This is a genomic window from Pseudarthrobacter sulfonivorans, assembly GCF_014712225.1.
Lineage (GTDB): Bacteria > Actinomycetota > Actinomycetes > Actinomycetales > Micrococcaceae > Arthrobacter > Arthrobacter sulfonivorans.
This window is the reverse complement of sequence record NZ_JACXBW010000004.1, coordinates 253,147-266,021: the sequence shown is the minus strand read 5'-3', so window position 1 is coordinate 266,021 and position 12,875 is coordinate 253,147. Positions and strand designations below refer to the sequence as shown.

Below are 12,875 nucleotides of genomic sequence, written 5' to 3'. Positions count from 1 at the left end.
CGACGCCAAAACCGCGCTGGGCCCACGCCGGCAGGGTTCCCTGGCCGAGCTTGCGAGGCGAGGGTGCCGGTGGGGAGCAGTCGATGATGAGACTGGCTACGCCTCCAGGACCACCGGGATGATCATGGGCTTGCGGCGCAGCTTGCGGTTGACCCACGTGCCCACCACACGCCGGACAACCTGCTGGAGCTGGTGCGTGGTGTGGTCCGTGCGGTTAAGCACGGCTTCTTCCAGGGCGGCGTTGATCTTCGGGATGATCTCGTCGAAGACCGAATCGTCCTCGGCCACGCCTCGGGCGTGGATCTCCGGTCCCGATACCACCTTGCCGGTGGCGCGGTGGATGACCGTGATGATGGAGATGAAGCCTTCGTCACCGAGCGTCTGGCGGTCCTTGAGGTCAGCTTCGGTGACCTCACCGACGCTGGAGCCGTCGACATAGACAAAGCCCACTTCGACCTGGCCCACCACGTCGGCGCGGTGGTCCTTGAGGTCGATGACGGTGCCGTTGTCGGCAAGGATGACGCTGGCCGTGGGAACGCCGGACTCGATGGCGATCTTGCCGTTGGCGATCAGGTGCCGGGTCTCGCCGTGTACCGGCATGGCATTGAGCGGCTCAAGGATGTTGTAGCAGTAGAGCAGTTCGCCGGCAGCTGCGTGTCCCGAGACGTGGACCTTGGCGTTGCCCTTGTGGATGACGTCCGCGCCCAGTTTCAGCAGGCCGTTGATGATCCGGAACACGGCGTTCTCGTTACCCGGGATCAGGCTGGACGCCAGGATCACGGTATCGCCGTCGCCAACCACCACGCGGTGGTCCCCGTTGGCCATGCGGGAAAGCGCGGCCATCGGTTCGCCCTGCGATCCGGTGGACATCAGCACAACGCGGTTATCAGGCAGGTTGTCGATGTTCTTGATGTCCACGAGGAGGCCCTCGGGGACGTCGAGGTAACCGAGTTTTGCGGCAATGGCCATGTTGCGGACCATGGAGCGGCCCACAAAGGCCACCTTGCGGTTGTGCTTGGCAGCTGCGTCAAGGACTTGCTGGACGCGGTGGACGTGCGAGGAGAAGGACGCCACGATGATGCGCTTGCTGGCCTGGCCGAAGAGCCGTTCCAGCGTTGGGCCGATTTCCTTCTCGGCGGTGGTGAAGCCCGGGACGTCGGCGTTGGTGGAGTCGGACATAAAGAGGTCAACGCCCTCTTCACCCAGTTTGGCGAAGTGCCGGAGGTCGGTGATCCGGCCGTCCAGGGGCAGCTGGTCCATCTTGAAGTCGCCCGTGTGCAGGACGGTGCCACCGGCCGTGCGGATGAACACGGCCAAAGCGTCGGGGATGGAGTGGTTGACGGCGACAAACTCGCATTCGAAGGGGCCAAACTTTTCGACCTGGCCCTCTTCAACGGTCATCGTGTACGGACGGATCCGGTGTTCCTGCAGCTTGGCCTCGATGAGGGCCAGCGTCAGCTGTGAGCCCACCAGGGGGATGTCGGCGCGCAGCCGCAGGAGATAAGGAACGGCGCCGATGTGGTCCTCGTGGCCGTGGGTAAGAACAACGGCCACGATGTCGTCCAGCCGGTCCTCGATGTAGGAGAAATCGGGCAGGATAAGGTCAACGCCGGGCTGGGTTTCCTCCGGGAAGAGGACACCGCAGTCGACGATCAGCAGCTTGCCGTCGATCTCGAAGACAGCCATGTTCCGGCCGATCTCCCCCAGCCCGCCGAGCGGAACAATGCGGAGGGTGCCTTGCGGCAGGCGTGGGGGCGTGACAAGGCCGGGAAGGGCGGTTTGGGTCATAGTGCACTACTTTCCAGGCGGAAGGGTGCCGGTCTTAGCCCTCAGGAAAAGACCAGCCCCGCTTCCGCCAAGTCCTCGCGGATGGTTTCGATCTCGGCTTCGTCCGGCTCCACGAGGGGCAAACGGACAATCGAGTTGGGCAGGACTCCCTGCCATTTAAGAATTTGTTTGGCTGCAACGGCTCCCTGGACGCGGGTCATCGTAGCCCGGACCACGGGCAGCAGCTCGAAGTTGATCTTGCGGGCGGTTTCCAGATCGTTCGCGTTGACGGCATCGATCAGTTCACGGAAGCGACGGGTAGCGATGTGGGTTGTCACGCCCACCAGTCCGACGGCACCCAGGGACATCCAAGGCAGGGTCAGCCCGTCATCTCCCGAGTAGAAGTACAGGTCCGTCTCTGCCATCACGCGGCTGGCCGCCATGAAATCGGCTTTGGCATCCTTGACCGCGACAATGTTCGGGTGCTGGGCCAGGCGAATCATGGTTTCGGGCTCGATCGCAATGGAGGAGCGGCCCGGGATGTCGTAAAGCATGACCGGCACATCGGTGGAAGACGCGACAGTTTCGAAGTGTGCACGGACGCCGGCCTGGCTCGGTTTGTTGTAGTACGGCGTGACGAGCAGCAGGCCATCGACGCCGAGGGCGGCCGCCTGCTGGGAGAGGTGCACGGAGTGCGCGGTGTCGTTGGTTCCGGTGCCGGCAATAATGGCGGCGCGGTCCCCCACAGCCTCCTTGACGGCACGGAACATGCCAAGGTTTTCTTCGTCCGCAAGGGTGGACGTTTCGCCGGTGGTGCCGGTGACCACGAGGCCGTCGCAGCCCTCGTCCACGAGCTTGGTGGCCAGCTCCGCCGCCTGCCGGTAGTCCACGGCGCCGTCCTTGGTGAAGGGCGTGACCATGGCGGTGAGGAGGGTACCAAGGGCAGGAATGGTGGCGGATTTGTGAGGCATGGAAAAAACGTTACCCTGTCCGCCACCGGTTAGGACAATGGCGGAGGGGTGATAAGCGTCAAATAGCTGCCCCCGTCAGTGGAATTTGCGCAAGGCACCTCGCTGGAGGACCGCGGTGATAACCTCGGTGCCGGTTCCGGCCGCGTGTCGCATCCGGCGGCCATCAGGCCCCCAAAACCCGCTCAGCCCGCAGGAAGGACCCAACGGTGTGGTTCCGCCGAGGTTCGCCAGGACGCCAAACATCCGGTTGTCCATGGCCGTGGCCCCGAGGTGCAGGGCAAGCCGGCGCTCCTCCTCCACCGTGTAGACCGCCGACACCGCATAGATGTCTGCGCCTGCCAGCGCGGCCTCGGTGGAGTGGGCGGGAACGGAAGCATCGGCGCAGATGGCCAGTGCTACCTGCCAGCCGTCCAGGTTGAGGAGGAGGGCACCGTCGCCTGCGGTGAAGAGATCCTTTTCCGGCCCGCGAAGGTGGGTCTTGAACCCGAAATCGATGGAGCCGCCCGGGTGGATGGCAACGCACGCCAGCCGCGGCGTGCCGTCAGGCTCCCGGTAGGCAGCCCCTGCCACGGCGGTGATCCCGGTCCTGCGGCAGATTTCGTGGAGGTCACCCAGCCGCGGATCATCCGGGCGAAGCCAGGCGTCATCGGCAGACAGCAATGCCAAGTTGTAACCGGTCAAAGACAGTTCCGGGAAGATCACCAGCCTCGCGCCGTGGGATTCGGCGTCTTCGATCAGCCGGACGTGTTCCTCGACATTCGGCATGATCCCGCCGTCCAGCGCCTGGTACTGGATGGCGGATACTGTCAGGGCCTCGGTCACCCCTTCATCCTAGGCAACCACCCTGCAGCCGCGCACCAGGCAGTTTTGCATCCTGCACCCCGGCGTCTTGCGCCTCGGCCGGATGGCAGTATCTCTGGACCGCGGCCTCCCGCAATCCTTCAGCCCAGGCCGCCAGCCGCTGGGCGGACCGCACATAGTGGAACAGCTCGGTGGGCGTGAGAGCGTCGACGTCGGTCTCGGCTAAACGGCGTGCCAGTTCGGCTCCCGGCGGCTGGGCCGTCAGGGCAATGCCTTCCTGCTGCCACTGGATGTCCTCCGCGGACCGTCCCGCCACAAGCTGGCGGAAGAGGAAGTCCACTACGCCCGGGCTCATGGCCCTCATCAGCCCCGTCGGCTGCCCCGCGGCGCTGGCGCCAGGCGCGGGCCGCCCATGGCCACCCGCGGCTGGAGGTTCCGGGGACTGCTGCGGCTCGAATGGAGTGTGCATAACGCTCATGTTATTCGAACATATATTCGAATACAAGTGCGAGTGAGCAGTTTTCCTACCAGCGGGTTTCCACCGGGGAGCCTCTTTGGTGACATGTTGACTGGGGCCGGGCGGGTCAGTATGAGACCATCGCCTCATGACGTCCCGAGCCACAGCGAGACCCTCGCGGGCGCCCCGAGCCTCTTCCCCCGCCAGCCGTCTCCGTGGAATCGACGCGGCCAGGGGGCTGGCGCTCCTGGGCATGATGGCCACGCACCTGCTGCCGACGTTCGAGGCCAATGCAGACCTGACTCCAACCTGGATCGGCCTGACGTTTTCGGGCCGGGCGGCCGCCCTGTTCGCCGTGCTGGCGGGCGTCGGGCTGGCGCTTTCCACCGGCAAGCAGGTGCCGCCGGAAGGAACTGCCCTCAACGCTGCCCGCCGCGGTGTCGCCCTGCGCGCACTGGTGATTGCCGCCGTCGGACTCTCGCTTGGCGGGCTGGAAGTGAACCTTGCGATCATCCTGGTCCACTACGCCCTGCTGTTTCTGTGCGTCCTGCCGTTCCTGGGACTGAAGCTGAAAGCGCTCTGCGCGTGGGCCGTGGGCTGGACCGTGCTTTCACCGGTGCTCGCCTACCTGCTGCGGCCTTGGCTGATGGCAGCGGACCCGCCCCTGCACCTGGGCCACAACCCGTCCTGGGAGGACCTGTCGACGCCCCTCCCCCTACTGGGCGACCTGTTCCTGACCGGCTACTACCCTGCCTTCCAATGGTTGGCGTATCTGCTGGTTGGCCTGGTGATAGGCCGGCTGCCACTCACCAAGGCGATGGTTCCGGTCCTGTTGCTGACCGGCGGCACAGCGGTGGCCGCACTGGCAAAGGCCTTGGGGACGGCCGCCATGGAGAACTGGGGTGGCCGGGCAGCGCTGGAGCAGGTGCTCAACGCCCCGGGCTACCCGCTGGATAGCGTGCTCCAGGTCAACCTCACCGGAATCCGGCAGGAAGGATCGTGGTGGTGGCTGGCGTCCGCTGCACCGCATTCCGCCACATCCCTGGACCTGGCGCACACCTCAGGGGTGGCCGCGGCGGTGATTGGTGCGTGCCTCCTGCTCGGCAGGCTGGCGGACTGGCTGGACCTTGACCTGTTGCTGCCGCTGCGCGGGGCGGGCGCCATGACGCTGACGCTCTACTCGGCGCACGTCTGGGTGGTGTCGGGGTTCTACCTCAAGCCCCTGCCGGCCGGCTGGACGGAGGACGGTATGTACTTTGCGCAGGCCGCCATAGCCATCATCGTAGGGACGGTGTTTGTGCTGTTGAAATGGCGTGGGCCGCTGGAGTACCTGGGCCACGGAGCCAATCAGCTTGGCCGCAGCGGACGGGTCGGTCCCGGTTAGCAGGCAGGGGTTAGTTGGAGGAAGACGTCAGCTGGAGTCCAGTTGGAAAGCCAGTGCGCTGCGCCCTCAGCTGGCGGGAACGTTGCCGCGGAAGAGGCGGCCGGCGTCCCGCATGGAGGCGCGGGCGCGCTTGCGGTCCCCGGCGGCGTCGTAGGCGCAGCTCAGCCGGAACCAGGAGCGCCAGTCCTCGGGAGCCGCTTCAGCCTCGGCCCTGTACTTCTCGAATTCCTGGTCAGCCGCTGCCCGGATGATCCGGCCCGCGGGAGTCCGCGGGAGGTCGTCCACGGGCAGCCCGCCCTCGGCTTCCAGGATCCGGGCCATCTTTTCCGTGCGGGCCCCGAACATCAGTTCCCGGATGAGGGCCCAGGCGCCGACGATCGGCAGCACCAGATACGCGGCCCCTATGGCCTTGGCCGCAAGATTGTTGTCCGTGAGCAGCAAAATCGAACGCTGGAAGGACACTACGAGATAGAAGACCAGCAGCAGCGTAACGGCACCCACCCAGATCTTGGTGCGGTTCTTCCGGAACGCGGCGAGGAATGTGTCCACGGCCTAGAGCCCCAGGTCCAGGTAGCCGTCGAGGCCGACGGTCAGCCCGGGGTTCGCCGCGACCTTGCGGACGCCCAGCAGCACACCGGGCATGAAGGAAGCGCGGTCAAAGGAGTCGTGCCGGAAGGTCAGCTGCTCCCCCGGGCCGCCGAGCAGGACTTCCTGGTGTGCCACGAGTCCGCGAAGCCTGACGCTGTGGATGCGCACTCCGTCCACGTCGCAGCCCCGGGCGCCGGCGAGTTCGCTGGTGGTAGCGTCAGGGCTGGCCGGCACGTTTGCCGCTGCCCGTTCCGCGGCGATGAGCTGGGCGGTACGGACGGCGGTTCCGGAGGGTGCGTCCACCTTGTCCGGGTGGTGCAGTTCTATGATTTCCACGGATTCAAAGTACTGGGCGGCCTTGGCGGCGAACGCCGAGGCCAGCACCGAACCGAGGGCGAAGTTGGGGGCGATCAGCACGCCGGTTTCGGGGTGCTCCGCGAGTAGGGCTTCGAGGGCGGCGAGCCGGGTGGCATCCCACCCTGTGGTACCCACCACGGCGTGCATGCCGTGCTCGACGGCGTACCGTACGTTCGCTTCGGTGCTCTCGGGAACGGTGAGATCGACGACGAATTCGGCTCCGGAGGCGGCCAACTGATCGAGCGAATCGCCGCGCCCCAGGGCGGCTACAAGCGTCATATCGGCGGCGGCTTCAATAGCCTTGACGGCTTCGGCGCCCATGCGCCCGTTGGCGCCAAGGACAGCCACACGGCTGGGATCGGGGTGTTGTTCGGTCATGCCTTTAACCCTACCGTCGGGCCGGGCACGGGACGGAACCTGCGGACGTGCGTTACCTCGCATGCCTGGGGTCGGCGGAACCACCCGCGGTGAGCGCCGGCAGCCAGGACCGACAGCAAGTTGCCGCTGCAGTCAGCTGCCGGCGCCCACCCATTCAACGGTGCCGTCGGCGAAGAACTGTTCCTTCCAAATGGGAACCTGGTCTTTGATCCGGTCCACCAGCTCGGAGCACACCGCAAAGGCCTGGCCCCGGTGGGCGGCAGAGACGGCGCAGACCAGTGCGGGATCACCGATTTCCAGCATGCCGATGCGGTGGGCAGCCCAGATCCGGACAGGCTGCGCCCCGGACGAACCCTCGGAATGCTCTGCGACAAGGGCGGCGACGACGTCGGCCATCACCTGGTGCGCCGTGGGGTGCGCACTGTAACTGAGTCGCTCGACTGCTTTGCCGCCGTCGTGATTTCTTACCACCCCGCTGAAGCTGACAACGGCGCCGGCGGTGTCCGACTCGACGGCGGCGATGGCCTGTTCCACGGAGATCGGCTCTGCACTCAATACCGCGTGGACAACTTCAAAAACTGTTTCAGTGCCCATTCCGGCCCTCCAACTGGTCGCATAGGTGCCCGATCACTGGGTCCAGGACGGAGAGCCCGTCCATGACGCCCTTCGGCGAACCGGGCAGGTTGACAATGAAGGTCCGCCCGGCGGCCCCGGCGTAGCCGCGGCTCAGCGCTGCGAGCGGCGTTTTGGCCGCCCCGGCACGCCGGATGGCCTCCATGATGCCGGGGATTTCCCGGTCCAGCAGGGGCAGTGTCACGTCCGGGGTCCGGTCGTCCGGGCTGAGCCCGGTCCCGCCGCTGGTGATGACGACGGCGGGGCGCTGGGTCAGGAGCGCGCGGATGGCAGCGCCAACGGGCTCACCGTCGGGGACCACCATGGCGGGATAGGCATCGAAGCCGTGTTCGGTGAGCCAGTCGATGATCACGGGGCCGGTCTCATCCTCGTAAATGCCGGCCGCGGCCCGGGTGGAGGCTATGACGACCCCGGCTTTCCGGCCCTGCACCTCGCCGTGTGTGTGGTTCTCGTGCGGGTGCGGCTCTGGCGGGTGCGGCTCAGACGTATGCGGCTCAGACGTATCCGGTTCTGGCAGGAAGGTGTCTTCGGTGGTTCCGCTCATAGTGTCCAGTCCCCGCTCTTGCCGCCGCTTTTCGCCAGCACTTTGATGTCGGTCAGTACCGCGTGCTTGTCGACGGCCTTGATCATGTCGTAAACGCTGAGGGCCGCCACGGACGCCGCCGTAAGGGCCTCCATTTCGACTCCGGTAACACCGCGGGTCTTAACGGTGGCAAGGATGTCCACGGACGCCGCCCCCAACTCAAAGTCGACGGTGACTTTGGAGAGCGGCAACGGATGGCACAGCGGGATGAGTTCCGGCGTCTTTTTGGCCGCCATGATCCCTGCGATGCGCGCCACCGCCAGGGCGTCGCCCTTGGGCAGTCCGCCGGAGCCGAGCAGGCCCAGCACTTCGCTCGTTGTGCGGACGGTGGCTGTGGCGGTGGCTTCCCGGGTGGTTTCGGCCTTGTTCGACACGTCCACCATCTGGGCACTGCCGTCCTGGCGCAGGTGGGTCAGCACCGGCGGGGTTTGTTCTGGATTCACAGCATCCATACTTCCACCTCGTCGCCCTCGGCGAGCGCCGAGACCCCGGCCGGGACATGAACAAGCGCGTTGGAGCCGGCCAGTGCATGCATGAGGTGGGAGCTGTCGCCCCCTTCAAGGCGGACCGTGCCGTCAGCCTGGTAGCTTCCGCGGCGGACCTGGTGTTTGTGTTCCGGAGATGTCAGGCTGTGGGCCAGCCGCGCGGGAACGGCGGTCCGCGGAGCGGGCGAGCCGAACATCCCGGCCAGCACCGGCCGCAGGAACATTTCGAAGGACACCAGGCAGCTCACGGGGTTGCCGGGAAACCCCAGGAAGGGCACGCCGTCGAACGTCCCGATACCCTGCGGACCGCCAGGCTGCATTGCCACGTGCACGAACTCGGCGGCCTGCCCGTCCATCGCCTGCCGAACCACTTCATAGGCTCCCTTGCTGACCCCGCCGGTGGTGACAATCAGGTCCACGGAGCCGGCGTGGCTGCGCAGCAGTGCCCGGAGTTCTTCGGGCCGGTCAGAGGCGATGGCAGTGCGCACCACAGCCAGGCCGGCCTGGCGCAGGGCACTCTCCAAAAGGGTTCCGTTGGAGTCGTAGATCTTGCCGGCCGGCAGCGGCCGGCCGGGCTCAACCACTTCGTCCCCGGTGGTGGCCAGCAGAACCGTCACGGTCCGGTGCACGGTCACCTCCCCGATGCCCAGGGCAGCGAGCAAACCCAGCTGTGCCGGGCCGAGGAACGTTCCGGCTGCCAGCGCCCGCTCTCCCGCACGAATGTCGCTGCCGGCTGCTCGCACAAAGGTGCCTGCCGCCGTCGCCGGCAGCCACACAGTGCCAGCCACTCCGGGGGCTGGAAACCTGTCCGGGACGGCCTGCTCCACGGGTACGACGGCGTCGGCACCGTCAGGAATCATGGCCCCGGTCATGATGGGGGCGGCGCAGCCTCGCTCGAGGGCCGCGGGCGTGGCACCTGCGGGAACCGGGTCGACGGTCCGCAGCTCCGCACCGCCGTCGGGCACGTGTGCACTGTTGATGGCGAAGCCGTCCATTTGGGAGTTCGCGAACGGCGGGAGGCTCAGGGGCGCCGCAATGTCATGGGCCAGGCCCTTCCCCAGAGCGTCCCGCAGCGCCAGCGTTTCCGCCCGTGCTTCAGTCAGCAGCGGAGCCAGCAGTTCGGCGACGGCGGCGCGGTGCCGGGCTACGGACCGCGCCCCGTGCGGGGCGCCGCCGTGCTGGTGCAGGGCGCCGCCGTGCTCGTGCGGGGAGCTGTGCATGGTCCTGCCTTCGGTGTACGCCGTCATGGATTCACGTCCACTCTAATGGTGTGGAAGCCCGTGGCTCCGTCCGGCGCAACGGGCCGGCGTTCCTCAGCCTGCGGTTTGCCGCTGAGGTCTGTGGCGCGGACCTGCACTTCGTATTGGCCCGGCGTCAGCTCGATGCCCAGCTGCCACTGGTACCACGTGTCCCGCGAGATCCCGGGCGCCAGGTCAGCCTGCTGCCACGGACCGCGGTTGACCCGCAGCTCCACCTTGCCGATGCCGGTGTGCTGGGACCAGGCCACTCCGCCGAACTTCACGGTGCCGGCGCCGACGCGCCTGCCCGTACGCGGGACATCGATCCGGGACGCCGTCTTGATGGGACCGCGCTCGGACCAGCCTCGTGGCGTCCAGTAGCCTTCGTCGTCGGCGAATTTGGTGAGGCGGAGCTCGGTCAGCCACTTGGTGGCGGAAACGTAGCCGTAGAGGCCGGGCACAATCATCCGGACGGGAAAGCCGTGTTCAAGCGGCAGCGGTTCGCCGTTCATTCCCACGGCCAAAATGGCGTCCCTGGTATCGGTGAGGACCTCCAGCGGTGTGCCTGCGGTCCAGCCGTCGGAGCTTCGCGACAGCACCATGTCTGCACCGGCCTGCGGGCGCACCAAGGCGAGCAACTCCCGCACCGGCCACCCAAGCCAGCGCGCATTGCCAATCAGGTCACCGCCCACTTCGTTGGACACGCAGGCGATGGTGACGTGGCGTTCGATGAGCGGCTTGGCCAGCAGGTCGGCCAGGTTAAGTTCGATCTCCTGCTCCACCATCCCCGTCACCCGGAGTGTCCAGGTATCGGGGTCGATGACCGGGACGATCAGGGCCGTGTCGATCCGGTAGAAATCCCTCTTCGGCGTGACCAGCGGCTGCATGCCGTCCAGGCTTACTTCTGCGCCCGCCGGAATCGCAGGTGCCTCAGAAGCCGCGGCGGGCAGCCTCAGCTTTTCGCGGGCGGTGCTGATGCCCGCGGCCGCGCCCCGCCAGACTCCGGCAATGATCCCGCCCACAGCCGTCACCGCGGCACTCGTTGCCAGGACCTGTAGGAACGTGCGCCGCCCAGTACCGCGTTTTCCCTCTGGGGCCGGCGCGGCTGGAGTGTTTTCCCTCAGCCGGCGGATCAGGAACCGCAACAGGAGCGCGCCGGCAACCGCTGCGGCCAGCGGCACCGGAACGGCGCCCGGAGTCATCTGGGCGCGGGTCAGGACGGCGGCGAGCCCCACGAGCCCAAAAACGGCAATCACGGCCGCGCCGGCAAAGCGTCTCCGCTGTTCCAGGATTCCGGCGAGACCCCCAACGGCCGCGATGACGATCAGCATGCCGGTAACGAATACTGCCTTGTCTGCGGTGCCGAACAGGCTGACGGCCCACTCCTTCACGCCGGGCGGAAGAGCGTCGATCAAGGCCCCGCCCACGGCCGTCAGCGGTGACAGGGAGGGGCTCAGCAGTCCGGCGAGCAGCTCTCCGGCCACCACGGCCGCGACCGCGGAAACCATCCCCGACGCAGCGGCCCAGCGGCGGCTGCCGTGAGCGGCACGCGAGGTTGCTGGCCGCATTCCGGAGCTCGCGCCGTCGTCGGCGGTTTCCTCCACGCGCTGGGACCTGTTCACACCTCCAGCATAGGCTCGCCGCAGGCTGGCGGCACCGGCTTCGGCCGCTTATCCGCGGGAAGGTGGGTTGCCGGATGTTGTGTCCGATACTGCGTGTCACGGGCTGCTGCGCGTCACGGGCGCGATGCCCGGGGCAAACGTGGCGTAGCCTGAATCCATGAGCGTTCAGCTAGGCATGCCGCAACCCCGGGACGGTGCTGGTCCCGGCCTGCCGCCTGCCCGGCCGGCGGACGCGCCGGCGGGGCTGGCCGACCGGTTTGGCCGCCGCGCCACCGACATGCGGCTCTCCCTGACGGACAAGTGCAATCTGCGTTGCACTTACTGCATGCCTGCCGAAGGGCTTGAGTGGCTCGCCAAGCAGGCAGTGATGACTGCGGACGAAATCGTACGGATTGTCCGCATCGGCGTGGAACTGCTGGGTGTGCGGGAACTTCGCCTGACGGGCGGCGAGCCCTTGGTGAGAGCCGACCTGGTGGACATCATCGCTGCGCTCCGCAGCAATCATCCCGAGCTGCCGATCTCCATGACCACCAACGGGGTTGGGCTGGACAAAAAGGCCGCCGCACTCAAGGCTGCCGGCCTGACCCGCATCAATGTTTCCCTGGATTCGCTGCACGAAGAGACGTTCACCAAGCTCACCCGTCGCCCGTTCCTGGACCGCGTGCTCGCCGGGGTCGACGCCGCCTGGGCGGCCGGGCTGGGCCCCGTCAAACTCAACGCTGTGCTGATGCGCGGCATCAATGACGCCGAATCGCCCTCGCTGCTCGCCTGGGCGTTGGACCGTGGCTACGAGCTGCGGTTCATCGAGCAGATGCCGCTGGACGCCGACCATGGCTGGACGCGCCGGAACATGATCACGGCGGCCGAAATCCGTTCGCTGCTTTCTGTGGACTATGTCCTGAGCCCGGACCCTCGCGCCCGCGACGGCGCCCCGGCAGAACGCTTTGAAGTACGACGGCGGGTGGCCGGGTCTGTGGGTACCTCCGGGTCTGCGCTCGGCTCGTCCGGGTCTGCGCTGGGCGCTGCGGGGCCGGTGCTGGGTACCGTGGGGATCATCGCCTCAGTCACCGAGCCATTCTGCGCGGATTGTCGGCGCACGCGGATAACGGCCGAGGGCAAGATCATGAGCTGCTTGTTCTCGCGGGAGGAGTTTGATCTGCTGGGCCTTCTCCGCCAAGGGGCCAGCGATGAAGCCTTGGCCGAACGCTGGCAGGACGCCATGTGGGTCAAGCCCAAGGCGCACGGAATGGACCACACGGGTCTTGGCGCCGCGGACTTCGTCCAGCCGGACCGCAGCATGAGCGCCATCGGAGGCTGAATTTCTTGAACGTACGATACTTCGCTGCCGCACGCGCCGCCGCCGGCGTGGAAGAGGAAGCCTACGACCTTCCCTCCGGTTCCACCGTGGCCGACCTGCTGCAGGCAGTCCTGGCAATGGACCGTGCTGCTCCGCCGGACGGCACCCCTCCCCTTCAGCGCATCCTCTCCCGGAGCAGTTTCCTCCTCAACGAGGTGGCCGTGCGGGACCGCGCCACTGTGCTAAATCCGGGCGACGTAGTTGACGTATTGCCGCCCTTCGCCGGAGGTTAATCGATTTTTCAGGTTATCCAC

14 protein-coding genes are annotated in these 12,875 nt (G+C 66.9%); 3 read left to right on the top strand and 11 right to left on the bottom strand.

All coding sequences use genetic code 11. The features are described from left to right. Window positions 1-96: 96 nt before the first annotated feature. The 4 genes from IAQ70_RS07500 to IAQ70_RS07485 all read right to left on the bottom strand — a co-directional run bounded on the left by IAQ70_RS07500 (window position 97) and on the right by IAQ70_RS07485 (window position 3,894). A complete protein-coding gene (locus IAQ70_RS07500) occupies window positions 97-1,788 on the bottom strand; it encodes a ribonuclease J (RefSeq protein ID WP_190988678.1) in 1,692 nt (563 codons plus the stop codon). 41 nt (window positions 1,789-1,829) lie between these two features. Next, entirely contained in the window at window positions 1,830-2,738 is a 909-nt protein-coding gene (dapA, locus tag IAQ70_RS07495) for a 4-hydroxy-tetrahydrodipicolinate synthase (RefSeq protein WP_190988677.1), read from the bottom strand. 75 nt (window positions 2,739-2,813) lie between these two features. Further along, entirely contained in the window at window positions 2,814-3,560 is a 747-nt protein-coding gene (locus tag IAQ70_RS07490) for a carbon-nitrogen hydrolase family protein (protein WP_190988676.1), read from the bottom strand. A gap of 4 nt (window positions 3,561-3,564) precedes the next feature. Beyond that, window positions 3,565-3,894, bottom strand: coding sequence for a hypothetical protein (locus IAQ70_RS07485; protein WP_223859319.1), 330 nt, complete (start codon window positions 3,892-3,894; stop codon window positions 3,565-3,567). A gap of 250 nt (window positions 3,895-4,144) precedes the next feature. Between IAQ70_RS07485 and IAQ70_RS07480 the strand changes: the two genes are divergently transcribed. Beyond that, window positions 4,145-5,380: a heparan-alpha-glucosaminide N-acetyltransferase domain-containing protein gene (locus IAQ70_RS07480; protein WP_190988675.1), complete on the top strand. Its 1,236-nt coding sequence runs from the start codon at window positions 4,145-4,147 to the stop codon at window positions 5,378-5,380. A 66-nt stretch (window positions 5,381-5,446) separates the two neighbouring features. Here the strand turns inward: IAQ70_RS07480 and IAQ70_RS07475 are convergent, their stop codons facing one another. The 7 genes from IAQ70_RS07475 to IAQ70_RS07445 all read right to left on the bottom strand — a co-directional run bounded on the left by IAQ70_RS07475 (window position 5,447) and on the right by IAQ70_RS07445 (window position 11,210). Further along, complete coding sequence (locus IAQ70_RS07475) at window positions 5,447-5,929, bottom strand: hypothetical protein (protein WP_190988674.1); 483 nt, start codon at window positions 5,927-5,929, stop codon at window positions 5,447-5,449. A gap of 3 nt (window positions 5,930-5,932) precedes the next feature. Then, window positions 5,933-6,703, bottom strand: a complete 771-nt coding sequence (gene dapB / locus IAQ70_RS07470) for a 4-hydroxy-tetrahydrodipicolinate reductase (protein ID WP_190988673.1) — start codon at window positions 6,701-6,703, stop codon at window positions 5,933-5,935. Between the two features lie 132 nt (window positions 6,704-6,835). After that, complete coding sequence (locus IAQ70_RS07465) at window positions 6,836-7,297, bottom strand: molybdenum cofactor biosynthesis protein MoaE (RefSeq protein ID WP_190988672.1); 462 nt, start codon at window positions 7,295-7,297, stop codon at window positions 6,836-6,838. Further along, window positions 7,287-7,880 (bottom strand): MogA/MoaB family molybdenum cofactor biosynthesis protein, encoded by a 594-nt coding sequence (locus tag IAQ70_RS07460; RefSeq protein WP_223859317.1) that lies wholly within the window; start codon window positions 7,878-7,880, stop codon window positions 7,287-7,289. The genes IAQ70_RS07465 and IAQ70_RS07460 overlap by 11 nt, the downstream gene beginning before the upstream one ends. Further along, a complete protein-coding gene (gene moaC / locus IAQ70_RS07455; protein WP_190988671.1) occupies window positions 7,877-8,371 on the bottom strand; it encodes a cyclic pyranopterin monophosphate synthase MoaC in 495 nt (164 codons plus the stop codon). The genes IAQ70_RS07460 and moaC overlap by 4 nt, the downstream gene beginning before the upstream one ends. Beyond that, window positions 8,359-9,651: a molybdopterin molybdotransferase MoeA gene (locus tag IAQ70_RS07450; protein ID WP_223859315.1), complete on the bottom strand. Its 1,293-nt coding sequence runs from the start codon at window positions 9,649-9,651 to the stop codon at window positions 8,359-8,361. The genes moaC and IAQ70_RS07450 overlap by 13 nt, the downstream gene beginning before the upstream one ends. Continuing rightward, a complete protein-coding gene (locus IAQ70_RS07445; RefSeq protein ID WP_190988751.1) occupies window positions 9,648-11,210 on the bottom strand; it encodes a molybdopterin-dependent oxidoreductase in 1,563 nt (520 codons plus the stop codon). The genes IAQ70_RS07450 and IAQ70_RS07445 overlap by 4 nt, the downstream gene beginning before the upstream one ends. Window positions 11,211-11,421: 211 nt before the next feature. On the opposite strand from IAQ70_RS07445, the gene moaA reads away from it, so the two are divergent. Together moaA and IAQ70_RS07435 are read left to right on the top strand one after the other, a co-directional pair. Then, on the top strand, window positions 11,422-12,582 hold the full coding sequence (gene moaA, locus IAQ70_RS07440) for a GTP 3',8-cyclase MoaA (RefSeq protein ID WP_190988670.1): 1,161 nt from the start codon (window positions 11,422-11,424) through the stop codon (window positions 12,580-12,582). Window positions 12,583-12,587: 5 nt separating this feature from the next. Beyond that, complete coding sequence (locus IAQ70_RS07435) at window positions 12,588-12,854, top strand: MoaD/ThiS family protein (protein ID WP_190988669.1); 267 nt, start codon at window positions 12,588-12,590, stop codon at window positions 12,852-12,854. Window positions 12,855-12,875: the final 21 nt, after the last annotated feature.